The sequence below is a fragment of the Streptomyces sp. NPDC088116 genome (assembly GCF_044741745.1).
Lineage (GTDB): Bacteria > Actinomycetota > Actinomycetes > Streptomycetales > Streptomycetaceae > Streptomyces.
Window position 1 is genome coordinate 341,531 of sequence record NZ_JBIUTF010000005.1, and the last position, 24,559, is coordinate 366,089.

The window sequence follows — 24,559 nt, forward strand, 5'->3', positions numbered from 1 at the left end:
CACAGTCGGACGCTATGCACGACACACGGCAGCCGACGATGGTTGTGCTCGGCCCCCGTCGTCCTAGCGTCCGAGGCGTCCGCGCACCATGCCGACCATGGCGTTCATCTCTTCGATCCGCATCTTCTTCGCCGCGACGAAGAAGACACCCAACAGGACGATGCCACCACCGATCAGTGCGGCCACCGCGCCGAGAGCGCCACTGCCGAGACGGTCCAGGACGACATAGGCGACCGCGCCGGCCGCGAGGGCCCCAGGGACGGACGCCAGGCAGAGCCGGGCGTACGTACGCAGGACGCGGCCGCCGTCCAGATCGCCGCCCAGCCGGTTCTTCAGCCTGCGCCAGGCGACACCGACGCCGACCGCGTAGGCCAGTCCGTACGAGGCGGCCATGCCGACCACGGCCCAGCGCGGCGGCAGGACCACGTAGCAGACGGCGGAAGCGGCGGCATTGACCGCGGCGACGATGACCGTGTTGTAGAAGGGCGTCCGCGTGTCCTCGTAGGCGTAGAAACCACGCAGCACGACGTACTGGATGGAGTACGGAATCAGTCCGAGAGCGAACGCCATCAGGATGAAGCCCATGGACCGCGCCGACTCCAGCCCACTCGACGAGAACATCAGGATGGAGAGCGGGACACCGAGCGCCAGGAACGTGAAGGCGATGGGGACGATCGCGACCGCGGAATTGCGCAGTCCCTGGGAGATGTCGTCGCGCACCGCGCCGGGATCGCCGTCGGAGGCGGACCGGGAGATCCGGGGCAGCAGCGCGGCCATGACCGAGACGGTGATGATGGCCTGCGGCATGCCCCAGATCAGCTGGGCGTTGCTGTAGGCGAGGATGCCCGTGCCGTCCCTGCCGGACGCTTCGCCGGCTGCGGTGGCGAGCTGGGTGACGACCAGCACACCGGCCTGGTTGGCGAGGACGAACAGGACGGTCCACTTGGCCAGCTTGACCGTCTTGCCGAGGCCGTGGCCCTTCCAGTCGAACCGCGGGCGGAACCGGAACCCGGTCTCCCGGAGGTACGGGATCATCGCGAGAGCCTGGACCACCAGGCCGAGCAGCGTGCCGATGCCCAGGAGCCGTACGCCGTCCGGGGGGATCGTCCCGACGGTCATGCTCGAGTCGGCGGCGGTGCCGTAGACCCAGATGAAGAGACCGAACGTGGTGATCATGACGATGTTGTTGAGGACCGGAGTCCACATCATCGCGCCGAATTTCCCGCGCGCGTTGAGGATCTGGCCCATCACCACGTGCACGCCCATGAAGAAGATCGTGGGCAGGCAGTAGCGGGCGAAGGTGACGGCGACATTGTTGGCGGACGGATCTCCGGCGATCGTGTCCGACATCAGACGCACCAGCAACGGCGCCCCGAACACGGCGAGAGCAACGATCACACCGAGAGCCACCATGACGAGGGTCAACAGCCGGTTGGCATAGGCCACGCCGTCGTCGTCATCGTTCTTCATCGCCCGCACGAGCTGCGGTACGAACACGGAGTTGAGGCCGCCACCGACGGTCAGGATGTAGATCATCGTCGGCAGCGTGTAGGCGACGGTGAAGGAGTCACCGAGCAGCGCCGCACCCAGGGCCGCGGTGATCACCAGGCTGCGTACGAAGCCGGTGAGCCGGGAGACCAGCGTCCCCGCGGCCATCACCGCGCTCGACTTGAGCAGCCCCGCGGCCTTGCCGGGCTTCTTGGCGGGGGGCGAGGGAGCTGCCTCGGGCTCCGGAGCGGTCAGTACCTGTCCCGAGCCCTGCTGGTCGCGGTACAGGTGCGCGAACGCGTCCGGCGGCGGAGTCTCGTCACCGGCCCGCGAGACCAGGTCGTCGACGCCCGTGAACTGGGTGGTTCTGGGGTCGTCCCCGTACGGGAGACGGCGCGACGGTCCGGCGGGCTCGGGAGGCGGGGTCTGCGCCCAGATGCGGGGATCGGGGGCGGGCTGCTGCGCGGAAGGCCGCTGGTACAGCTCCATCGTCTCCTGATAAGTGCCGGGAGGCGGCGGGGGGTGCGAGGCGCGGTCGTACAGCGCCTCGGTCACCGGATCCTGCGTGGAGAGATCCTGTGCCCAGTAGGGATCCTGGGTGTAGGCGTCCTGGACATACGGATCCTGGGCAGGCGGCGGAGAAGGCGGAACCTGGCCGGCCGGATCGCCGCCCGCGCCCTGCCCACGGTCACCGTCGTACGGCGCGTTCATGGTTACCCCACCTCATCGTCCCCGGCCGACCGGCCACGACATCGCTCAACGGTCCACTTTCTCACCCGTGCCCGACGCGTCCGCGCTTTCCGGTCCGGTGTCCGGTGTCAGGTCACTCGGCTGCCCGGGATCTGTCGCCCTCGCGGCCTGCTGATCGCCCGTGTCCTTCGTGCCGTGCGCGTTCTCTTCGCCGTCGGCGTCCTCGCCCTTGCCGGTGTCTCCGGCCGCTTCGGCACCGTCGTCGTCCGTAGGATCGGCGGCTTCCTTACGGGCCACCGCCCGCTTGCGCTGGCTGTACATCTTGATCCCGGCCAGTACCAGCAGCAGCACGCCGCCGGCGATGACGAGCATCACGGTGGGCGTGATCTCGGAGACCTTGACCTGGAAGGTCATGGGGCCGCCGTAGGGCTTGCCGTCGACCGTGTACAGCTGCGCGGTCACCTGCACCGGACCGTTGGCGTTGCCGGCGCCGGTGAACTTCACCGACTGGCTGTGCCCGCCGTCGATCTTGATCGGCTGCTCGGTGACCGCCCGGTTACCGTCGAGCTTGAGGCGGGTCGGGTTGTCGGACTTGAGCCGGAGCACCAGATTCTGGACACCCTGGACCAGCTTGTTCTGGACCGTCACCGGAATCGTCGCGCTGCGTCCGGACAAGGTGAGGACCGACTTCGGGATGAGCTGCACCTCGCTGGTGAGGCTCAGCAGATAGGTCTCCACCGTGGTGCGGTACTGCTGGGCCTGCGTCGGCTCGCCCCGCCAGGAGGTGGACATCGCCCGGTTGATCGCGTTGCTGAAGGGAGCGGCCACACGATCCGGTGAGCTGAGGATGGCCTTGAAGTTGTCGAGCCGTTCCTGCGTCTTCTTGATCTCCAGGAACGCCCCGGTCGGCAGTTCCTGACCACGCAGGCTCTTCGGGTACCGCGCAGAGCTGGGCACCTTGGTGGTGGCGTTGCTGTCAGGCTTGGCGGCGGCCGCCTCGACCAGATCGGCCGACTGCGTCCAGCGCTCGGGGTCCAGACCACGCAGCGCGTTTGCCATGGACTGCGCCTGGGTGGCGGTCGGCATCCGCTGGGGGGCCACGACGACGCTGCGCTGATTACCGGGCTCCTGCAAGGTCAGCGCCAGCGACTGGGCGAGGAACTTCTGGACCGCGAGAGTGGAGCTGCCCGCCTCCGTCATATCGCCCCGGAAGGCCGTGGAGAGCCTGGTGTCGGCGACGACCGCCGTTGTCCCGCCGCCGATCGGGCGTGCGGCGCTGGGGGTGTACGGCAGATTGTCCTGGAGACTGTCGCCGCGAGTGATGACCTTGTGGGCACCCGCCGAGGTCGCGACATCGATGATCGAGGGATCGATCGCGCCGTCCACGGGCCAGGCGAAGTCGACGGACGGCTTCACATGGAGGACGGTCTCCACGGTCTTCCCGGCCACATCGGTGGCGGGCTGCAGATGACTGAGCGCCCCGGAGACGTTCTTGCCGCGATGAGCCAGCGATGCCAGGTCCGGATCACCGAACGGCAGGGCGACGACCTTGCGGTCCTTGACCGCCTTTTCCAGGGAGTTGAGCCACTGGGTGGCAATGGCCTGGTTCCTGCCCGGGACAGTGGTGTCGCCGCTTCTGACGCGGTAGTTCCGGGTCATGGCATCCGCGGTGGCGATCAGATCCGGGTCGATGACCCAGGTGACGGGAAGCTGGCCGCCGAGCGTGACCATCTGTTCCAGCCGGCCACCGGGAGCCATCTCCTCGGCGAGGCCGTCGTTCTCGAAAACAGGGGTCTGCTGATCGTCCGAGCCGGTCTCCGCGGAGAGATGCGCCGACGACATCAGCGGCCAGAGCGCGGTGAGCTGCGTCTTCTTCTCTGTCGCCTCGGGCTGCCAGGGAAGGAACGTGCGCTGGATGCCCAGCACCTGCTGGTACGGAGCGGCGGAGGTCTGACCGGTCAGCGAGACGCCGAGCTGGTACACGCCGTCCTCACCGAGCCCGAGCTTGCTGACCGGGACGGACAGGGAGAAGTCCTGGGAGATGCCGGAGGCGAGCTTCGGGAAAGTGACCTTGTACTTGCCCCCGAGCGGGGCCACCTCACCCGAGGCATTGGTGGAACGCTCGGAGGCGTCGTCGATGGCGGTCCTGCCGGACAGTCGCGGACCCACTCGCAGATCCACCTGAGCGCTGGTGATCGGCTTCTTGCCCTCGTTGGTCACCGAGCCGGAGACGGTGAGGGTGTCGCCTTTCACCGGGGCGCTCGGGCTGAGTGTGTCGAGCGACACATCGACCGTACGGGGGCCGGATGCCTCCGGCGCGGCATGGGCCGCAGGGGCCGCTGTGCCGGCCAGCAGACCTGCCAGGAGCGGTGCTCCGGCGATCAGGGAGGCTGTACGCCGCAGCCACCGGCGGGCAGGAGAATGACCCATCCCCTGGAAGTCTGCCGCCTCCGCCACGCGCTCGCCCGTCCCTCGTCATCGTTGGTTGCCGTTGGTGGTTGTCGATTGCTGCGTCCACGCATGGTAACGATGTGCGCTGTGGTGAAGTGCTGGGGACTGCTCCACATGATCAGAAGAATCTCATGCGTCACAGGAAACCCGTGAATCGGCGGCCGGGACCGAAACGGGGACGACCGCGTGAGCCATGGCACGTAACCTTTTCTGTTGTGCCGAACGCCAATGAAGACAATCCCAGTGCCCTCAGTCAGGTGCAGCGCCGCGCGGTCAGTGAGCTGCTACGGGTGTCCCCCGTCGCCGACGATCTCGCGCGCCGATTCCAGGAAGCCGGATTCAGTCTCGCCCTGGTCGGTGGCTCGGTCAGGGACGCCCTTCTCGGGCGTCTCGGCAATGACCTGGATTTCGCGACCGATGCCCGTCCCGAGGACGTTCTGAAGATCGTCCGGCCTTGGGCGGACTCGGTATGGGAAGTCGGGATCGCCTTCGGCACGGTCGGCTGTCAGAAGGACGCCCGAGTCGGAGACGCTGATCAGCGCTTCCTGGTCGAGGTGACGACGTACCGCTCGGAGGCGTACGACCGGACGTCACGCAAACCTGAGGTGTCTTACGGCAACTCCATCGAGGAAGACCTCGTACGCCGTGATTTCACGGTGAATGCCATGGCCGTAGCCCTGCCGCAGAAGGAGTTCATCGATCCCCACGGCGGACTGGAGGACCTCTCGGCCCAGGTGCTGCGTACCCCCGGCACTCCCGAGGAGTCCTTCTCCGATGATCCGCTGCGCATGCTCCGGGCTGCTCGATTCGCCGCACAGCTGGACTTCGAGGTGGCCCCGGAGGTGGTCGCGGCCATGACGGCCATGGCCGAGCGCATCGAGATCATCTCTGCCGAGCGAGTACGTGACGAGCTGAACAAGCTCATCCTCTCCGCTCGGCCGCGCACGGGACTGGCGCTGCTCGTGGACACCGGCCTCGCCGAGCGAGTGCTGCCCGAGCTTCCGGCGCTGCACCTGGAGAGCGATGAGCACCACCGGCACAAGGATGTGTACGAGCACTCCCTGACTGTCCTGGAACAGGCCATCGACCTGGAGGAGGACGGGCCCGACCTGGTGCTGCGGCTGGCCGCGCTGCTGCACGACATCGGCAAGCCCCGGACGCGGCGTTTCGAGAAGGACGGCCGGGTCTCCTTCCACCACCACGAGGTGGTGGGCGCGAAGATGACCAAGAAGCGGATGATCGCGCTCAAGTACTCCAACGAGTTGGTGAAGGACGTCTCGCGGCTGGTGGAGCTGCACCTGCGCTTTCACGGTTACGGGACGGGTGAGTGGACTGATTCGGCGGTACGGCGCTATGTGCGTGATGCCGGTCCGCTGCTGGAACGGCTCCACAAACTGACCCGTTCGGACTGCACCACACGCAACAAGCGCAAGGCGAACGCGCTCTCCCGCGCGTATGACGGCCTGGAAGCACGCATCGCTCAGCTCCAGGAGCAGGAGGAGCTGGATGCCATCAGGCCGGATCTGGACGGCAACGAGATCATGGAGATCCTCGGTGTCGGCCCCGGGCCGGTGATCGGCAAGGCGTACACATTCCTGCTGGAGCTACGACTGGAGAACGGGCCGATGGAGCGCGACGCGGCCATCGCCGCGCTCAAGGAATGGTGGGCAACACAGAACTGAGGAGCGCGCGGGTCATGTTTCACGTGAAACACGACCCGCGCGGTGGCGTTCCGGAGGGCGACGTTTCACGTGAAACGTCGCCCTCCGCGGGTGAGGGACGCGGATACGGCCGCGTAGAGCAAGGCGACCATCACGACGAGCGGCGCCGAACGGCCGTCCGGCGGCAGCAACAGGGCGGCTACTCCGGCGGCTCCGACGAAGGCGACGTTGAAGAGAACGTCATAAAGAGAGAAGACCCGGCCGCGGAACGCGTCGTCGACGTCTGTCTGCACCACGGTGTCCGCGGCGATCTTCGAGCCCTGCGTGATCAACCCCAGAACGAATGCGGCGATCAGTATGGGTACGGGGGTGAAGGGAAGCCCCAGGGCTGGTTCCAGTACGGCCGCTGCTCCAGCGCACAGCGCCATCCATCCGTACGGGCCGAGCCGCCCCACCGCCCAGGGCGTGAGGACGGCGGCGGCGAAGAATCCTGCTCCGGACATGGCGACGGCCAGCCCGAGAAGCGCCAGTCCGTCGGATTCCCGTTCCGTCCAGGCGTATCTGCACAGCATGAGCACCATCACCGTCAGCGCTCCGTAGCAGAAGCGCATCACCGTCATGGCGGCCAACGCGCCGGCTGCCGCTCGCCGCTGTGTGAGGTGCCGGATCCCATCCGCGAGCCCGCTCGCGGTGGAGGCCAAGGCGGCCCTCAGTCGTAGTTGGCCCGACGCCCGCTCGGGGCCGAGCAGTTCGCGCGCCAGGAGGAGTGCGGTGAATGCCGCACAGAGATAGAGGGTGGCGCCCAGCAGCATCACGACCGCGTCGGAGTCGGCTGCCGTCAGCCGGACGGCAAAGGCGAGTCCACCACCCGCGGTCGCGGCGAGTGTTCCGGCGGTCGGTGAGAGCGAGTTGGCGAGGACGAGACGCTCGTCGTCGACCACGCGCGGCAGGGCGGCCGAGAGGCCGGCGAGGACGAACCGGTTGACGGCGGTCACGGACAACGCTGAAACGTAGAAAAGCCAGTCGGGTACGGAAGCCAGAATCAGCAGCGCCGTACAACTCGCCAGCAGGGCCCGCAGCAGGTTCCCGTACAGGAACACCTGGCGGCGCTGCCAACGGTCCAGCAGCACACCGGCGAACGGGCCGATCAGTGAATAGGGCAGCAGCAGTACCGCCATGGCGGAGGCGATCGCGGCGGGCGAGGTCTGTTTCTCGGGCGAGAAGACCACGTACGTGGCGAGCGCGACCTGGAAGACGCCGTCGGCCGCCTGGGAGAGCAGGCGGACCGCGAGCAGCCGACGGAAGTTGCTGAGGCGCAGGAGTACGCGCAGATCACGTACGACAGGCATGTGAGCCAGCGTCACATATGTACCGGTGAAGCACGCGAGAAGGGTCCTCGGACATCAGCCAGGGGACCCTTCTCGTACGCGTGCGAAAGCGGCGTTCCAGTACCGCCGCGACACGCTTTAGCGCTCGACCTCGCCTGCGATGAACTTCTCGACGTTGTCGCGGGCCTCGTTGTCGAAGTACTGGACCGGCGGCGACTTCATGAAGTACGAGGACGCGGAGAGGATCGGGCCGCCGATGCCACGGTCCTTGGCGATCTTCGCGGCGCGCACGGCGTCGATGATGACACCCGCGGAGTTCGGGGAGTCCCAGACCTCGAGCTTGTACTCCAGGTTGAGCGGGACGTCTCCGAAGGCGCGGCCCTCGAGACGGACGTACGCCCACTTGCGGTCGTCGAGCCACGCGACATAGTCCGACGGACCGATGTGGACGTTGTCGGCGCCCAGATCGCGGTCGGGGATCTGGGAGGTGACGGCCTGCGTCTTCGAGATCTTCTTGGACTCCAGGCGCTCGCGCTCGAGCATGTTCTTGAAGTCCATGTTGCCGCCGACGTTCAGCTGCATCGTGCGGTCCAGGACGACGCCCCGGTCCTCGAAGAGCTTCGCCATGACGCGGTGGGTGATGGTGGCGCCCACCTGGGACTTGATGTCGTCGCCGACGATCGGGACACCGGCCTCGGTGAACTTGTCCGCCCACTCCTTCGTACCGGCGATGAAGACCGGGAGGGCATTGACGAAGGCGACCTTGGCGTCGATGGCGCACTGCGCGTAGTGCTTCGCGGCGTCGTCGGATCCCACGGGCAGATAGCAGACGAGGACGTCGACCTGCTTGTCCTTGAGGGTCTGGACGATGTCCGCCGGCGCCTCGGGGGACTCCTCGATCGTCTGGCGGTAGTACTTGCCCAGGCCGTCGAGGGTGTGTCCGCGCTGGACTCTGACGCCGGTGGACGGCACGTCACAGATCTTGATGGTGTTGTTCTCACTGGCTCCGATGGCGTCCGCGAGGTCGAGACCGACCTTCTTCGCGTCGACGTCGAAGGCGGCCACGAACTCGATGTCCCGCACGTGGTAATCGCCGAACTGAACGTGCATCAGACCCGGGACCTTGCTCGCCGGGTCGGCGTCCTTGTAGTACTCGACGCCCTGCACCAGTGAGGCGGCGCAGTTGCCCACGCCGACGATGGCTACGCGAACCGAACCCATTCCGCTTGCTCCCTGTGTCTCTCAGTGTTCGTGATGAAACCCTGCGGAGGTGCAGGACCTCACTTGGCGGTGTCGGCGGACGGATCCGACGGTCCGGGATGTCCCGGGGGCGTACCCCCGGGAGACGCGACATCCCGGTGCCGGGGCAGGCCGTCCGCTTCTCCTGTTGTGTCTCCCTGTGCGGCGGGCTCCTCGGGCGCGGACCGTCTCTGATCCCGCCCCGCCCGCTCACTCTCGATGAGCTCGTTCAGCCAGCGCACCTCGCGCTCCACGGACTCCATTCCATGGCGCTGGAGCTCGAGCGTGTAGTCGTCGAGGCGCTCGCGTGTACGGGCCAGGGAGGCGCGCATCTTCTCCAGACGCTCCTCGAGCCGGCTGCGACGGCCCTCCAGCACACGCATCCGTACCTCGCGCTCCGTCTGACCGAAGAAGGCGAACCGAGCAGCGAAGTGCTCGTCCTCCCAGGCATCCGGACCGGTGTGCGACAGGAGCTCCTCGAAGTGCTCCTTACCTTCCGCCGTCAGCCGGTAGACGATCTTGGCTCGGCGGCCCGCGAGCGAAGCGGCGAGCGCGTCTTCCAGGGCGCTGCCCGGCTCCTCGATCAACCAGCCATTGGCGACCAGCGTCTTGAGGCAGGGGTAGAGCGTTCCGTAACTGAACGCCCGGAAGATCCCCAGCGAAGTATTGAGCCGTTTCCGCAGCTCATAGCCGTGCATAGGGGACTCACGGAGCAGGCCGAGAACGGCGAACTCAAGGATGCCCGAGCGTCTGCTCATCCATCGCCTCCTCCGTTGTGAGGGACTCTTATGTCGTGCTGATGTATCGACTCGATACATCAGCACGATAGAACGGAGATGCTGATGCGACAAGGGGGGCCTTGGTGAGCGGCATCACATCGCTAATTCTCAGGAAGCAACTTGCCTGATTTGGGGTGAACTTCAGCTCTAGGTAGGTTTTGGCCGTGCGTAGTCTGTGCGGCATGCAGACCACCGGGAACCCAGCGACGCTCTTGAGCGTCAAGACTGTCGGCTTACCGGCTGCATGCCGGATGAGCCCCAAGGGGGGCGCATCCGTATTCAGTTCGGGGGGACCGGAACTCAACTGCCGCTTCCAGGCGTACGCGCCTGCCCGAGGAGTAGTCGTTCGATGAGCGAGCACCGTCGCAAACCGCCACAGCCGCAGGGTGGCGGGCGTGCCGCGACCAGGCGTGCAGCCCAGCAGCCGTCAGGCCGCCGTGCAGCCCCTTCCCATGAGACAAATACGTCGTCGCCCTCCGAGTCGCACGAGGACGAGCGCCCTTACAGCAGTCGTGCCGAAGCCAGACGAGCCGCTCAGAAGGGCGGTCGCAGGCGTGGCGCCGACGGCGGGGGCGCCGGCCGTGGCGGATCCGGCGGCGGCCGGCGCGGCGGTGGCGGGGGTCATGAGGGTCCTGGCCGCGGCGGGCGGCCGTCCAAGAAGCGGTTGATCGACTACCCGCGCCACAACAAGGACGGCTGGCGGCGCTGGGTGCCGTCCTGGAAGCAGACCACTGGTCTCTGTGTCGCTTTCGTCGGCTCGATTCTCGCCGCCAGCACCATCGCGTACGCCTTGGTGGAAGTGCCTGACAACACCCTGGCTTCGAAGGCCGAGAACAACGTCTACTACTGGGACGACAACACGCCCATGGTCTCCACCGGTGGTGGTGCCAACCGGCAGATCCTCCCGATCGAGAAGATCCCCGCGGCGATGCAGAACGCGGTGATCTCGGCGGAGAACAAGACCTTCAGGGACGACTCCGGCATCGACCCGATGGGTATCGCCCGAGCCCTCTTCAACATGGCCAAGGGCGGCGACACCCAGGGTGGCTCCACCATCACCCAGCAGTATGTGAAGAACGCCCGCCTGGGCGACCAGAGCCAGACCCTGGACCGCAAGTTCAAAGAGCTGTTCATCTCCATGAAGGTCGGCACCGACGTGGACAAGCCCGACATCATGGCGGGCTACCTGAACACCTCGTACTACGGACGCGGCGTGTACGGCATCCAGGCGGCCGCCCGTGCGTACTACAACAAGGACGCGAAGGATCTGGACGCGAGCGAGTGCGCCTTTCTGGCCGCGGTGCTCAAGGGCGCGACCTACTACGACCCGTACGGCGGCACGGACTACATCCCGTCGCGCACACCCGCTGTGAACCTCAAGGCGGCCACGGCGCGCTGGAGCTGGATTCTCGACGAGATGGTGAAGGACAAGCATCTCGACGCCGCCGAGCGTGCCAAGTACACCGAGTTCCCGATGCCCGTGCCGCCGGGGAAGAGCGACGAGCTGAGCGGACAGACCGGTTATCTGGTCGACCTCGCCAAGGTGTACTTCCTCAACAACAACAAGGAAGGCGTCAAGGAGGAAAACCTCTCCAAGGGCGGCTACGAGATCCACACGACCTTCAACAAGAAGAAGGTCCAGAGCCTCACCAAGGCGGTCGACAAGGTCTACAAGGCCAATATCGATCCGGAGAAGCGCCCGGAGACCGACAAGCACGTCCAGTTCGGTGGTGCCTCCGTCGATCCCTCCTCCGGAAAGATCGTCGCGATCTACGGCGGTTCCGACGCCACCAAGCACTTCACCAACAACGCGGACCAGACGGGTGCCCAGGTCGGATCGACCTTCAAGCCGTTCGTGCTGGCCGCGGCGATGGAGAGCGGTGTGCGCGACCCCAAGCTCCAACGGGTACAGAGCGCAGCCGAGAGAACGCCGGTGTCGCCGGACAAGTCCGAGTACAACGGTAACGACAAGCTGAAGATCAAGAACTACGACGGTTCGGTCTGGCAGAACGAGGAAGGCAAGGAGTGGCTCCAGACCAACGACGGCGGTAAGTCGTACGGTCAGATCGATCTGCGCTACGCCATGCAGGAATCCGCCAACTCCCCCTTCGTCCAGCTGGGCATGGATGTCGGCATCCCCGAGGTGAGGAACGCGGCCATGAAGGCCGGGCTGCTGGAGTCCTCCCTCGTCGGCGCCGACGTCCCGTCCTTCTCGATCGGTATCTCCGACCCCAGCGCCATCCGGATGGCGGGTGCCTACGCCACGTTCGCGGCCAGTGGTGAGCAGCGCGATCCCTACTCCGTCTCCAAGGTGGTCAAGAACGGCGAGACCCTCTACGAGCACGAGGGCAAGGCGAGCACGGCGTTCCCCGCGAAGGTCGCGGACAACGTCACGGATGTGCTGAAGACCGTGGTGGAGAAGGGAACCGGCAAGAACGCGCGGCTGGAAGGGCGCGAGGTGGCGGGCAAGACCGGAACCACCGACGGCAACAAGTCCGCCTGGTTCGTGGGCTACACCCCGCAGCTGTCGACCGCCATCGACATGTACCGGATGGACGACAACGCGAAGAGCAAGAATCGCAAGTTCCTGGAGATGTTCGGCACCGGCGGCCAGGACAAGATCCACGGCGCCTCGTTCCCCTCCGACATCTGGCACGACTACATGGAGCAGGCGCTCAAGGGCACGAGCCCGGAGAAGTTCCCCAAGCCCGAGCCCATCGGTGAGGCCGTTCTCGGCGGCGGTGCGACCCCGTCCTCGTCGCCGCCCCCGTCGCCGACCGAGTCGGAGACGGAGTCGCCGTCCGCGACGCCGAGCGAGTCGGAGTCGGTGACGGATTCGCCGTCGCCCTCGACGAGCCCGTCCGAGACCTGCAACAACCCGTTCGGTTGTGAAGATCCCGGCACCGACGGGGGCAATGACAACGGTGGTCCCGGTGGTGGTGGCAGGCCGACCGAGACGCCGTCGGACGACGAGACCGACGACGGCGGTGGAATCTTCGGCTAGCGCCCGGCCTGGGGCCTGCGGTTCCCAGGCCTGACACGCCGGTCACGAGGGCCGTCGCACCGTGCGTACACACTCGCTGTACGCACGGTGCGGCGGCCCTCGTCGCGTTCCTGGCGACGTACGGCAGGATGGTCGGCATGCCGAGCGCAGAAGAGACAACCGTGGACCAGGACCGGTCGGTGGTACCGCCCACGCGGCGGGACGAGATCGCCGCGGCCGGCAGCGAACTGATCGGCGGCCCGGCCGGGCGCTGGGCCTGGTCCGGCAGCAGTCGGCTCACGCCCGTGCGGGTGGTGGCACTGGTGGCGATCGGGATGTTCGCGCTGGGCATGGTGCAGAAGATGCCGTGCTACGACTGGGCGTGGTTCCAGGGCGCCAGCTCCCAGTACACCCACGCCTGCTACTCGGACATCCCGCACCTCTTCCTGGGGCGCGGCTTCGCCGACGACCTGGTGCCGTACTTCGACCGGCTCGACGGCGACATGGAGTACCTGGAATATCCCGTGCTCACGGGCGTCTTCATGGAGGTCGCCTCCTGGCTCACGCCGGGTGGCTCCACGCAGTACCGCGAGCAGATGTACTGGATGGTCAACGCGGGGATGCTGATGATCTGCGCCGCGGTCGTTGCGGTCTGTGTCACCCGTACCCACCGGCGCCGCCCCTGGGACGCCCTGCTGGTCGCTCTCGCGCCCGCCTTCGCGCTCACCGCCACCATCAACTGGGATCTGCTCGCCGTGGCGCTCACGGCCGCCGCGATGCTGATGTGGTCACGCGGCCGGTCGCTGGCTTTCGGCATCCTCATCGGGCTCGCGACCGCCGCGAAGCTCTATCCCGTGCTGCTGCTCGGGCCGCTGCTGCTGCTGTGCTGGCGGGCCGGGAAGCTCCGGGAGTACGGGACCGCCGTGCTGGGCGCGGCCGGTGCCTGGTTGCTGGTGAATCTCCCGGTGATGGTGCTCGCGCCCGAGGGGTGGAAGAAGTTCTACACCTTCAGCCAGGAGCGCCAGATCGACTTCGGCTCCTTCTGGCTGATCATCACGCAGCGCACGGGCGAGTCCATCGAGGTCGGCACCGTCAACAACGTAGCGATGCTGCTGATGCTGCTGGCCTGCGCCGGGATCGGGGCGCTCGCCCTGACGGCCCCGCGCCGGCCGCGCTTCGCACAGCTCGCCTTCCTGGTCGTCGCCGCCTTCATCCTCACCAACAAGGTCTATTCGCCGCAGTACGTACTGTGGCTGGTTCCGCTGGCCGCACTCGCCAGGCCGCGCTGGCGTGACTTCCTGATCTGGCAGGCCTGCGAGGTCATGTACTACGTGGGCATCTGGATGTACCTCGCGTACACGACGAGCGGCGACGACCACAAGGGACTGCCGGCGGAGGGCTATCAGCTCGCCATCGCCCTGCATCTCCTGGCGACGCTGTATCTGTGCGCGCTGGTCGTACGGGACATCCTGATGCCCGAGCGGGACGGCGTACGGACGGACGGCTCGGACGATCCGTCGGGCGGCGTGCTGGACGGGGCGGAGGACGTGTTCGTCCTCGGACAGACGGCCGGCCCTTCCCCGCACGAGGCCCAGGAGGCGGAGGGACCACGGGTCGAGTGGGGAACGAGGCCGTCCGAGGCGCCCTGAGCGGCTCGCGGGGCCCCGGACCGACCCCGGGGGCCCTGTTGTGCTCCTGAGCGCGCTGTGGGCTCAGGAGCATGCGTACGGGGCCTCCCCGTCCGGAGGCCGTGAGGGACCGACGCCGTACGTCAGCGGTCGACGATGCGGTCGAACTGCGTTGTCGTGTGCCGCAGATGCGCCACCAGTTCGTCGCCGACCCTGGGCTCCTCGGCGTCCGCGGGCACGAAGAGGATCGACACCTGCATGTGCGGCGGTTCGGCGAACCAGCGCTGCTTGCCGGCCCAGACGAACGGTGAGAGATTGCGGTTGACCGTGGCCAGACCGGCGCGGGCGACGCCCTTGGCGCGGGGCGTCAGACCGTGCAGGGCCTTGGGGGCCTCCAGGCCGACACCGTGCGACGTGCCTCCGGCGACGACCACCAGCCAGCCGTCGGAGGCGACCTTCTGCTGGCGGTAGCCGAACCGGTCGCCCTTGGCGACCCTGGTGACGTCCAGGACGGAGCCGCGGTACTCGGTCGCGTCGTGGTCGCCGAGCCACAGCCGCGTACCGATGCGGGCGCGGAAGCGGGTCTGCGGGAACTGCTGCTGAAGCCTGGCCAGTTCCTCGGCGCGCAGATGGCTGACGAACATGGTGTGCAGGGGGAGCCGCGCCGCACGCAGCCGGTCCATCCAGCCGATCACTTCCTCGACCGCGTCGGAACCGTCCGTACGGTCCAGCGGGAGATGCAGGGCGAAGCCTTCCAGGCGTACGTCCTCTATGGCCGAGTGCAGCTGGCCGAGCTCCTCCTCCTTGACGCCATGGCGCTTCATGGAACTCATGCACTCGATGACGACCCGGGCGCCCACCAGGGCGAACACGCCGTCCACGGACGAGACGGAGCGGACGACGCGGTCGGGCAGCGGAACTGGCTCCTCACCTCGCCGGAAGGGCGTGAGGACCAACAGGTCGCCGCTGAACCAGTCCTTGATGCGGGCGGCTTCGTAGATCGTGCCGACGGCGAGCATGTCGGACCCGAAGCGGGTGGTCTCGTCGGCGAGACGCTCGTGACTGAAGCCGTAGCCATTGCCCTTGCAGACCGGGACAAGTCCCGGGAACTGCTCGATGACCGACTTCTGGTGCGCCCGCCAGCGCGCGGTGTCGACGTAGAGGGAGAGCGCCATGCCGGTCCGGAACCTTTCTGGTGGCTGCGGTGTGTGAAGGATATGAGTGGTCTTGAGGATCTTGGCGTCCTTATGAAGACATCTGCCGGAGGTGTCCCCGGCCATGCTTCCGCACGCGTCCCCGGACATGTCCGGGGCAGGATCCGTGGCCCGTCATCGTGGTCAGCGCCGCGACATGTAGATGTCGAGCGCCTTGTGGAGCAGTTTGTTGAGCGGGAAGTCCCACTCGCCGATGTACTCGACGGCCTCGCCACCTGTGCCGACCTTGAACTGGATCAGGCCGAAGAGGTGATCGGTCTCGTCGAGAGAGTCGGAGATGCCGCGCAGGTCGTAGACGGTGGCGCCCATCGCGTACGCGTCGCGCAGCATCCGCCACTGCATCGCGTTGGAGGGCCGGACCTCGCGCTTGTGGTTGGCGGATGCTCCGTAGGAGTACCAGACATGGCCACCGACGATCAGCATCGTCGCCGCCGCGACGTTCTCGCCCTCGTGCCGGGCGAAATAAAGACGCATGCGGTTGGGGTCCTCGGTGTTCAGGACGCTCCACATGCGCTGGAAGTACGAGAGCGGGCGCGGCCGGAAGCGATCGCGCTCGGCCGTGATCTCGTACAGCCGCTGCCACTCGGCGAGGTCCTCGTAACTGCCCTGGACGACATCGACGCCGGCCTTCTCAGCCTTCTTGATATTGCGCCGCCACAGCTGGTTGAAGCCCTTGAGGACATCGTCCAGAGAGCGGTTGGCAAGCGGCACCTGGAAGACATAGCGGGGCTGTACGTCACCGAAGCCGGCGCCGCCGTCCTCGCCCTGCTGCCAGCCCATCTTGCGCAGCCGGTCCGACACCTCGAAGGCGCGCGGTTCGATCTCCGTGGCCTCGACGTCACGCAGGCGCTTGACGTCGGGGTCCTGGATGCCGGACTTGATCGCGCCCGCGTTCCAGCGACGGATGACGACCGGCGGCCCCATCTTCACGGAGAACGCGCCCTGGTGCTTGAGATGCGCCAGCATCGGCGTCATCCACTCGTCCAGATTGGGGGCGTACCAGTTGATCACCGGGCCCTCGGGCAGATACGCCAGATAGCGCTTGATCTTGGGGAGCTGACGGTAGAGCACCAGTCCGGCACCGACGAGCTGGTCGTTCTTGTCGAACCACCCCAGGTTCTCGGAGCGCCACTCGGTCTTGACGTCAGCCCATGCCGGGACCTGGCAATGACTCGCCGCGGGCAGGCTCTGGATGTACGCCAGATGCTGCTCACGGCTGATGGTCCTCAGGGTCAGGCTCATGCGGGGCGCTCCTCGGCAGGTGTGTCCCCATGGATACAGGGGCTCCGGCTCTCGCGCCGAAGCCTACTGCGCCGATGGGGCGCCCCGTTTGGCCGTTCGAAGAGTGTCCGGTCAGCCGATGAGCCCGCCGAACAGACCGCCATGTGCCATTCCGAGGAAGAAACCGACCGCGGAGGCCCCCAGTCCGAGGATGATCAGGAACCGTTCGCGGGTCGTCACGGAGATGAACTGCCCGTACGCGCCCGTCAGGATTCCCACCAGTCCGGCCCACGAGCTGAGCAGGTGCAGGTTGTTGAAGAACGCGGAGATGAAGGCGAGAAGGCCCAGTACCAGCGTCACCACGACCAGCGTGTCCTGGAGCGGATGAGCTTTGCCGTCCGTGGCGAAGAGAGAGGTGGCGGAGTTCGGTCGCATTGCCTGTGCCATGTGGCACCTCCTGGCTTTGCCGGAGGCGGCGCACTGTAGCGCCGCACACACCCGATGTGTACAGATTGCGGCCGAGGGCGGCCGGATTTCAACCCGAAGCCGCAGTGCGGGTAGTCTGTACCGTCTGCACCGGTGTCTGCCCTGGCACGTGATCCCTCGCTCGTAGAGCTGGATGGTCAGTGGCGGCCGATACCGTTGCGTACGCATCACGACCCTCCTGCCACGGAACGACCGTGGCCGCTGAGTCCAAAGGAGGTGGGTTCCACATGCGTCACTACGAGGTGATGGTCATCCTCGACCCCGATCTCGAGGAGCGCGCAGTCTCCCCGCTGATCGAGAACTTCCTCTCCGTCGTCCGCGAGGGCAACGGAAAGGTCGAGAAGGTCGACACCTGGGGCCGTCGTCGTCTCTCTTACGAGATCAAGAAGAAGCCCGAGGGCATCTACTCGGTCATCGACCTCCAGGCCGAGCCTGCGGTCGTCAAGGAGCTCGACCGACAGATGAACCTGAACGAGTCGGTCCTCCGGACCAAGGTCCTCCGTCCCGAGACCCACTGAGCTTCTAGCTCAGAGGTCATCGGGTCCGAGTAGCAGCAAGCAGCCAGAAGCAAAATCCCGCCGAGAGGTTCACCCATGGCAGGCGAGACCGTCATCACGGTCGTCGGCAATCTCGTCGACGACCCCGAGCTGCGCTTCACCCCGTCCGGTGCGGCGGTCGCGAAGTTCCGCGTCGCGTCCACTCCCCGCACCTTCGACCGTCAGACCAATGAGTGGAAGGACGGCGAGAGCCTGTTCCTGACCTGCTCGGTCTGGCGCCAGGCGGCGGAGAACGTCGCCGAGTCGCTTCAGCGAGGCATGCGCGTCGTCGTGCAGGGCCGGCTGAAGCAGCGGTCCTACGAGGACCGCGAGGGCGTCAAGCGCACGGTCTACGAGCTGGATGTCGAGGAAGTCGGCCCCAGTCTCAAGAACGCCACGGCCAAGGTCACCAAGACCACCGGCCGCGGTGGCCAGGGTGGTTACGGCGGCGGCCAGCAGGGCGGCGGCAACTGGGGCGGCGGTCCCGGCGGCGGCGGTCCCGGTGGTGGCCAGCAGGGTGGCGGCGGTGCTCCCGCCGACGACCCGTGGGCCACCAGCGCGCCGGCCGGCGGCGGCCAGCAGCCGCAGGGCGGCGGGGGCAATGGCGGCGGCTGGGGCGGGAGCTCCGGCGGCGGTTACTCGGACGAGCCTCCCTTCTAAAGGGCGGGCTCGTACCCCACTTCTTGATCACACAGGAGAAACACCATGGCGAAGCCGCCTGTGCGCAAGCCTAAGAAGAAGGTCTGCGCGTTCTGCAAGGACAAGACCCAGTACGTGGACTACAAGGACACGAACATGCTGCGGAAGTTCATTTCCGACCGTGGCAAGATCCGTGCCCGCCGCGTTACCGGCAACTGCACGCAGCACCAGCGTGACGTCGCCACGGCCGTCAAGAACAGCCGTGAGATGGCGCTGCTGCCCTACACGTCCACCGCGCGATAAAGGGGAGGGTGACCGAATCATGAAGATCATCCTCACCCACGAGGTCACTGGCCTCGGTGCCGCAGGCGACGTCGTCGACGTCAAGGACGGCTACGCTCGCAACTACCTGGTTCCGCGTGGTTTCGCGATCCGCTGGACCAAGGGTGGCGAGAAGGACGTGGCGCAGATCCGCCGCGCCCGCAAGATCCACGAGATCGCGACCATCGAGCAGGCCAACGAGATCAAGGCCCGCCTCGAAGGCGTGAAGGTGCGTCTGGCCGTTCGCTCCGGCGACGCCGGCCGCCTCTTCGGCTCCGTCACCCCGGCTGACCTCGCTTCGGCGATCAAGACCGCCGGTGGCCCCGAGGTCGACAAGCGTCGCATCGAGCTCGGTTCGCCGATCAAGACCCTGGGCTCGCACCAGGTGTCCGTGCGTCTGCACCCCGAGGTTGCCGCGAAGCTCGGCATCGAGGTCGTCGCCGCGTAACCGCTGCGCTCGGCAGAGCATGGAGAGGGTCGCATCCCCCAGGGGATGCGACCCTCTCGCTGTTTCACGTGAAACAGGCGGGAAGGGGGCGCAGGGAATGTTTCACGTGAAACGCGCCCCGGGCTCTCGTCGCCTCAGTCAGCGAGTGGCACCCGTGACCAGCCAGTGGCCGGAGCGAGTGCGCAGCCAGAGCGTCAGCAGGCGGACCGTCATCATCAGGCCCATCGCCCACCAGAGGGCCGTCAGCCCGCCTCCGAGCGCGGGTACGAGCAGGGCGACCGGCGCGAAGACCGCAAGTGTCGCCAGCATGGCTCCGGCGAGATACGGACCGTCCCCTGCTCCCATCAGGACGCCGTCCAGTACGTAGACGATTCCCGCGATCGGCTGGGAGACCGCCACGACCAGCAGGGCCGGGAGCAGCGTGTCCTGGACCGTCTGATCACCGGTGAACAGCGGAACGAACAGTGGACGGGCCAGCACGATCAGAGCGCCGAGCAACACACCGGAGACGATCCCCCACAGCACCATGCGCCGACAGACCTCCCGGGCGCCATGGGTGTCACCGGCCCCGAGGTAGCGGCCGATGATCGCCTGTCCCGCGATGGCGATCGCGTCGAGTGCGAAGGCCATCAGGCTCCAGAGCGACAGAATGATCTGGTGGGCGGCGACATCGGCGTCACCGAGCCGGGCGGCGACCGCGGTGGCGATCATCAGGACGGCGCGCAGCGAGAGTGTACGGACCAGCAGAGGGGCGCCGGCCTGGGCGCTCGCCCGTATCCCGGCGGCATCCGGACGCAGTGACGCGCCGTGCCGACGTGCTCCTCGCACGACGACGACCAGATAGACGGCGGCCATGGCCCACTGGGCGATGGCCGTACCCCAGGCGGAGCCGGCGATGCCGAGCCCGGCGCCGTAGACGAGGGCGACATTGAGAACCGCGTTGGCGCCGAACCCGCCGACGGCGACGTACAGCGGCGTCCGGGTGTCCTGGAGCCCGCGCAGTACACCGGTGGCGGCCAGCACGACCAGCATGGCGGGTATGCCGAGGCTGGAGATCCGCAGATAGGTGATGGCGTACGGGGCCGCGGTGTCGGATGCTCCGAACAGGCCGATGAGCCAGGGCGCCGTGGGCAGCGTGACAGCGATGACGGCGGTACCGAGCAGCAGCGCGAGCCAGATGCCGTCCATGCCCTGGCGGATGGCGGCCGGGAGGTCGCCCGCGCCGACGCGACGGGCGACGGCCGCGGTGGTGGCGTAAGCGAGAAAGACGAAGATGCTCACCGCGGTGGTCAGCAGGGCCGCCGCGATGCCGAGCCCGGCGAGTTGCGGGGTGCCGAGGTGGCCGACGATCGCGCTGTCGACCATCACGAAGAGCGGCTCGGCGACGAGTGCGCCGAAGGCGGGAACGGCGAGCGCGACGATCTCGCGATCGTGGCGTCGCCGCCCTGTTCTGGAAGCCGCGGGAGCCTGTGTCATGCGCTCAATCTAATCTTCCACAGGTAAGTGACGCAATGCGTCACTGATCCTTACTTTGGTCTCAGGTGAAGGCTCTTCTGCGCACCGCTTGTTCTGAACTTGGTCCAGGCGGGAAAGTTTTTCTCCCCCACAGTCGGTGGACGAAAAAAGACCTGGTCAGAGTGTGTGTGTCGAGGTCGCTATGAGTTTGTCCACAGTGCTGTCCCCCGGTCCGTGCACAGGATCGCCCGGGTTCTCCACAGCATCTGGTCCGTCGTCCACATGGCCTGTGGATAACCAGATTGGCTGACGGTGCCGGCGGGCCTACCGTGGACCGGCGTCCGACGCGCCGGAACCGGAGTCAGGCCTCTCGTTTTGTCAGTGTCGTGCCGTAGAAAGAGTGGCACGGCGAAGTCCGTTGAGCGGACGTGAGGAGGTGGCCGGTGAGCATTCCCGAGCCGTTGGACGACCCCTGGACCGATGCCGGTCCCAGTGACCGTCTGCCGGTCTCCCGACAGCGCCGTAGCGAGGGCCGGGGCCGCGAGGACCAGCAGGAGCGCGGCCGTGAGAACGGGGCCTGGGACGGCGGTTCCTCGGGCTTCGAGCGGGTGCCACCGCAGGACCTCGACGCCGAACAGTCCGTCCTCGGCGGCATGCTGCTGTCCAAGGACGCCATCGCCGACGTAGTGGAGATCATCAAGGGGCATGACTTCTACCGTCCCGCGCACGAGACCGTCTTCACGGCGATCCTCGACCTCTACGCCAAGGGGGAGCCGGCCGACCCCATCACGGTGGCGGCCGAGCTGACCAAGCGTGGTGAGATCACCCGTGTCGGCGGGGCTTCGTATCTGCACACCCTCGTACAGTCGGTGCCCACCGCGGCCAACGCGTCGTACTACGCGGAGATCGTTCACGAGCGGGCGGTGCTGCGACGCCTCGTCGAGGCCGGCACCAAGATCACACAGATGGGATATGCCGCCGACGGGGACGTGGACGAGATCGTCAACTCGGCCCAGGCCGAGATCTACGCGGTCACCGAGCAGCGGACCAGTGAGGACTACCTGCCGCTCGGCGACATCATGGAGGGCGCGCTCGACGAGATCGAGGCGATCGGTTCGCGCAGCGGGGAGATGACCGGTGTGCCGACCGGTTTCACGGACTTCGACTCCCTCACGAACGGCCTGCACCCCGGCCAGATGATCGTCATCGCCGCGCGTCCCGCCATGGGTAAGTCCACGCTCGCCCTGGACTTCGCACGAGCCGCCTCGATCAAGAACAATCTGCCCAGCGTGATCTTCTCCCTCGAAATGGGCCGCAACGAGATCGCGATGCGTCTGTTGTCGGCGGAGGCGCGGGTGGCGCTGCACCATATGCGCTCCGGCACGATGACGGACGAGGACTGGACGCGGCTGGCCCGCCGGATGCCGGACGTCTCGCAGGCCCCGCTCTACATCGACGATTCGCCGAACCTCTCGATGATGGAGATCCGCGCGAAATGCCGTCGTCTCAAGCAGCGGAACGAGCTCAGGCTGGTGATCATCGACTATCTCCAGCTGATGCAGTCCGGCGGTTCGAAGCGTGCCGAGAGCCGTCAGCAGGAGGTCTCGGACATGTCGCGAAACCTCAAACTCCTGGCCAAGGAACTGGAGCTGCCGGTCATCGCGCTGTCGCAGCTGAACCGTGGTCCCGAGCAGCGTACGGACAAGAAGCCGATGGTCTCCGACCTGCGTGAGTCCGGCTCCATCGAGCAGGACGCGGACATGGTGATCCTGCTGCACCGCGAGGACGCGTACGAGAAGGAGTCACCACGTGCGGGCGAGGCCGACCTGATCGTGGCCAAGCACCGTAACGGTCCGACGGCGACGATCACGGTGGCGTTCCAGGGCCACTACTCACGATTCGTGGACATGGCCCAGACCTGAGCCCGGCTGTTGTAGGGCCTCAGATTTCATGTCGGAATCTCAGGGCTGATGTCGGGTCAGAGTCGGATACGACACGGTCTTGAGACTCGCAGGTCGTGCCATCACTCATTTGGGCGAAGTCCTGAGTGACTGATCCCTTCGGGTGTGCCGCAAGCGGCAGCGTGCTGTCGACGGCACCGGAGCGGGGTGGGCAGAACCGCAGCCTCGCACAGCATCTGCGGCGGCACTGCCGTGTGATCGGTGACCCCGTTGTGGCCCGGCGCGGCGCCGGTGCCGTGAGGGAGTGCGGTGTTCAAGCTCTCGGCGTACGTGCCGTGGCCGTCGCCCACCATCCGACCATCGCCGTCACCGGGCAACACGAAGGCGGCCCCTCCGCCCCCGTTCAGGGGGTAGAGGGGCCGCCTTCGTCCGTCACGTCGGCGGAACGTCCGGTGCGGGTGCGGCGTCCGGTTTCTCCGATGTGCGCGCAGCCAAGAAGACCGTGGCCTCGGTGGAGAGGGGCGGAGGCGACCCGCCCCGTGACTCAGCCCCGGTAGAAGACGAACATGCTGCCCGGGTTCTGGGGGTCGCGTTCGCAGTGGACGATCGTGACGTGGTGGCCCGCGCCCATGTCCATCTCCCGCTGGGTCTCCTTCGTGAAGCAGTCCGTCGCGGCGTCGCCCTGCGTTTCAACATAGGGGAGGTCGGCGGCCTGGGCGGCTCCGATGGCCAGGCCGGAGAAGGCCAGGATGCCGGCGGCGGCGACTGCTGCGCGCTGGAACTTGCGCATGTTCTCTCTCCTTTACGTGCATACGTGCAGTGGTGCGTGTACGCCTCTGCGGCGCACGGGCCCGCTACTCGCGGAGCGCGGCTGGCGGACCAGCCCCGCAGTCGGCCGGAGTCGTGTCCGGCCGCGGCGAAGCGCCGCGTCGCGCTCCAAGATCTTTTCGGACACCTGAACCTCACCACACGCTCGAATGATGCTTCAAGGGCTCAAGATCCTTTGTTACGGGGTTATCACAAGCCGGCCGGAGCCCTTGCTCTGCGGAGCCGGTGGCCAAGTGGAGGCAGACCGGCCGCAGTTCTGGGACTGGCAGGAGGGAGGAGCCTGGCCGGCGCCGCCGCGCGCGAGAACCCGCTGCTAGATTCGTCCGCCATGCGATCACGTGAGTACGACCTCGACTTCCGCGACAGGGCCGGACGTATACGCGCCTGGGGCATCGGTCTGTTGGCTGTGGCGACGCTCCAGTGGGCTTGGTGTGCCCTGTTGTTGCTGACGCCGTACACGGTCGACGAGGAGCCCGACGACCGTTACCCCGCGGAGTGCGAGTCACGGTTGTTGACCGAACGTGGTACGGCCAACGACGGTCTGCAAAGGGGAGACTGGTGTCAGAACGAACGCGACTGGCCTGAAGTCCTGGCCGTGCTGGGGCTGTCCGTGCCGGTGTCGGTCGTTGGCGTGGCGCTCTTCACGAGCGGCAGTGTGAGTATCCGGATGAGTGCCCACGCCCAGGCGATGCGCGAACTGGACAAGTACCCCAAAGCGTCGAACACGTAGCGTCCACGGCGTAGCCGGCCGCTGGTTCGGGGCATCGGAGCAGTGGGCCTTGCAGGTCGGACCGGAATTCATCACGACCATGAGAAGCACACAGACGCCAGGCTTGACCGAATCGGCTCCCTCGTCGATCAAGTGCTCCCCGACCTGGATTGTGTGTTCGATGGGTTCGGTCTGCTGCCCCTTGTAGGATCTCGGCTGACTAGGTAGGGCGGGCGGGAGTCGTGGTGGAACTGACCGAGATGATCCGCGAGTTGCGGGCCCAGTTGACCGCAGCATCGGCAGAGGGCGCGAGCGAGCCCCTGCAGTTTGAACTCGGCCCCATCGAGGTCGAGGTGAACGTCGCCGTCAGCAAGGAGATGGGCGGTAGCGGCAGAGTCCGCTTCATGGTCGTCGAAGCCGGCAGCGACGGAAAGTACGCGCGGTCCGAGACGCAACGCATCACGATCACTCTCCAGCCGACCACTCGTGGCCCGGACGGCACCCGCATGTCCGCTCACATCTCGGGGGCCGCGATGGACAGGGAACGCTGAGGG

Annotated in this window: 20 protein-coding genes; 10 read left to right on the plus strand and 10 right to left on the minus strand. The window is 66.9% G+C overall.

Going from position 1 to position 24,559, the window contains the following annotated elements; translation table 11 throughout:
• Positions 1-63: 63 nt before the first annotated feature.
• Both murJ and ACIOJD_RS22090 read right to left on the minus strand, forming a co-directional pair.
• Complete coding sequence (murJ, locus tag ACIOJD_RS22085) at positions 64-2,199, minus strand: murein biosynthesis integral membrane protein MurJ (protein ID WP_401916231.1); 2,136 nt, start codon at positions 2,197-2,199, stop codon at positions 64-66.
• Positions 2,200-2,244: 45 nt separating this feature from the next.
• Positions 2,245-4,635: a DUF6049 family protein gene (locus ACIOJD_RS22090; protein ID WP_401916234.1), complete on the minus strand. Its 2,391-nt coding sequence runs from the start codon at positions 4,633-4,635 to the stop codon at positions 2,245-2,247.
• Between the two features lie 209 nt (positions 4,636-4,844).
• Between ACIOJD_RS22090 and ACIOJD_RS22095 the strand changes: the two genes are divergently transcribed.
• Entirely contained in the window at positions 4,845-6,311 is a 1,467-nt protein-coding gene (locus ACIOJD_RS22095) for a CCA tRNA nucleotidyltransferase (protein WP_401916237.1), read from the plus strand.
• Between the two features lie 65 nt (positions 6,312-6,376).
• Here ACIOJD_RS22095 and ACIOJD_RS22100 read toward each other — a convergent pair whose 3' ends face one another.
• The 3 genes from ACIOJD_RS22100 to ACIOJD_RS22110 all read right to left on the minus strand — a co-directional run bounded on the left by ACIOJD_RS22100 (position 6,377) and on the right by ACIOJD_RS22110 (position 9,615).
• Positions 6,377-7,639, minus strand: coding sequence for an MFS transporter (locus tag ACIOJD_RS22100; protein ID WP_401916240.1), 1,263 nt, complete (start codon positions 7,637-7,639; stop codon positions 6,377-6,379).
• 117 nt (positions 7,640-7,756) lie between these two features.
• Positions 7,757-8,839: an inositol-3-phosphate synthase gene (locus tag ACIOJD_RS22105; protein ID WP_401916242.1), complete on the minus strand. Its 1,083-nt coding sequence runs from the start codon at positions 8,837-8,839 to the stop codon at positions 7,757-7,759.
• A 59-nt stretch (positions 8,840-8,898) separates the two neighbouring features.
• Positions 8,899-9,615: a helix-turn-helix transcriptional regulator gene (locus ACIOJD_RS22110; protein ID WP_401916245.1), complete on the minus strand. Its 717-nt coding sequence runs from the start codon at positions 9,613-9,615 to the stop codon at positions 8,899-8,901.
• Between the two features lie 370 nt (positions 9,616-9,985).
• Here ACIOJD_RS22110 and ACIOJD_RS22115 point away from each other — a divergent pair, with 370 nt between their 5' ends.
• Both ACIOJD_RS22115 and ACIOJD_RS22120 read left to right on the plus strand, forming a co-directional pair.
• A complete protein-coding gene (locus ACIOJD_RS22115) occupies positions 9,986-12,640 on the plus strand; it encodes a transglycosylase domain-containing protein (RefSeq protein ID WP_401916248.1) in 2,655 nt (884 codons plus the stop codon).
• Between the two features lie 137 nt (positions 12,641-12,777).
• Positions 12,778-14,268: a glycosyltransferase family 87 protein gene (locus ACIOJD_RS22120; RefSeq protein WP_401916251.1), complete on the plus strand. Its 1,491-nt coding sequence runs from the start codon at positions 12,778-12,780 to the stop codon at positions 14,266-14,268.
• Between the two features lie 122 nt (positions 14,269-14,390).
• On the opposite strand, the gene ACIOJD_RS22125 is transcribed toward ACIOJD_RS22120, so the two are convergent.
• The 3 genes from ACIOJD_RS22125 to ACIOJD_RS22135 all read right to left on the minus strand — a co-directional run bounded on the left by ACIOJD_RS22125 (position 14,391) and on the right by ACIOJD_RS22135 (position 17,129).
• On the minus strand, positions 14,391-15,422 hold the full coding sequence (locus tag ACIOJD_RS22125) for an alanine racemase (RefSeq protein ID WP_401916254.1): 1,032 nt from the start codon (positions 15,420-15,422) through the stop codon (positions 14,391-14,393).
• A 162-nt stretch (positions 15,423-15,584) separates the two neighbouring features.
• Positions 15,585-16,703: a lipid II:glycine glycyltransferase FemX gene (locus ACIOJD_RS22130; protein WP_401916257.1), complete on the minus strand. Its 1,119-nt coding sequence runs from the start codon at positions 16,701-16,703 to the stop codon at positions 15,585-15,587.
• A gap of 111 nt (positions 16,704-16,814) precedes the next feature.
• The gene (locus ACIOJD_RS22135; protein ID WP_401916259.1) at positions 16,815-17,129 is read right to left on the minus strand and encodes a hypothetical protein; all 315 of its coding nucleotides are present in this window, start codon (positions 17,127-17,129) and stop codon (positions 16,815-16,817) included.
• 266 nt (positions 17,130-17,395) lie between these two features.
• Between ACIOJD_RS22135 and rpsF the strand changes: the two genes are divergently transcribed.
• From rpsF to rplI, 4 genes are all read left to right on the plus strand, one after another.
• Positions 17,396-17,686 (plus strand): 30S ribosomal protein S6, encoded by a 291-nt coding sequence (gene rpsF, locus ACIOJD_RS22140; RefSeq protein WP_006604399.1) that lies wholly within the window; start codon positions 17,396-17,398, stop codon positions 17,684-17,686.
• Positions 17,687-17,761: 75 nt separating this feature from the next.
• Entirely contained in the window at positions 17,762-18,364 is a 603-nt protein-coding gene (locus ACIOJD_RS22145; protein ID WP_401916262.1) for a single-stranded DNA-binding protein, read from the plus strand.
• Positions 18,365-18,409: 45 nt separating this feature from the next.
• A complete protein-coding gene (rpsR, locus tag ACIOJD_RS22150; RefSeq protein WP_003967857.1) occupies positions 18,410-18,646 on the plus strand; it encodes a 30S ribosomal protein S18 in 237 nt (78 codons plus the stop codon).
• Positions 18,647-18,665: 19 nt separating this feature from the next.
• A complete protein-coding gene (gene rplI, locus ACIOJD_RS22155) occupies positions 18,666-19,112 on the plus strand; it encodes a 50S ribosomal protein L9 (protein WP_401916265.1) in 447 nt (148 codons plus the stop codon).
• 138 nt (positions 19,113-19,250) lie between these two features.
• Here rplI and ACIOJD_RS22160 read toward each other — a convergent pair whose 3' ends face one another.
• Complete coding sequence (locus ACIOJD_RS22160) at positions 19,251-20,588, minus strand: MATE family efflux transporter (RefSeq protein ID WP_401916268.1); 1,338 nt, start codon at positions 20,586-20,588, stop codon at positions 19,251-19,253.
• Positions 20,589-21,028: 440 nt separating this feature from the next.
• On the opposite strand from ACIOJD_RS22160, the gene dnaB reads away from it, so the two are divergent.
• Positions 21,029-22,489, plus strand: coding sequence for a replicative DNA helicase (gene dnaB / locus ACIOJD_RS22165; protein ID WP_401917103.1), 1,461 nt, complete (start codon positions 21,029-21,031; stop codon positions 22,487-22,489).
• Between the two features lie 523 nt (positions 22,490-23,012).
• Here dnaB and ACIOJD_RS22170 read toward each other — a convergent pair.
• A complete protein-coding gene (locus tag ACIOJD_RS22170) occupies positions 23,013-23,258 on the minus strand; it encodes a hypothetical protein (protein WP_401916270.1) in 246 nt (81 codons plus the stop codon).
• A 366-nt stretch (positions 23,259-23,624) separates the two neighbouring features.
• Here ACIOJD_RS22170 and ACIOJD_RS22175 point away from each other — a divergent pair, with 366 nt between their 5' ends.
• Complete coding sequence (locus ACIOJD_RS22175) at positions 23,625-24,026, plus strand: hypothetical protein (protein ID WP_401916273.1); 402 nt, start codon at positions 23,625-23,627, stop codon at positions 24,024-24,026.
• Between the two features lie 224 nt (positions 24,027-24,250).
• Complete coding sequence (locus tag ACIOJD_RS22180) at positions 24,251-24,556, plus strand: trypco2 family protein (RefSeq protein WP_401916276.1); 306 nt, start codon at positions 24,251-24,253, stop codon at positions 24,554-24,556.
• Positions 24,557-24,559: the final 3 nt, after the last annotated feature.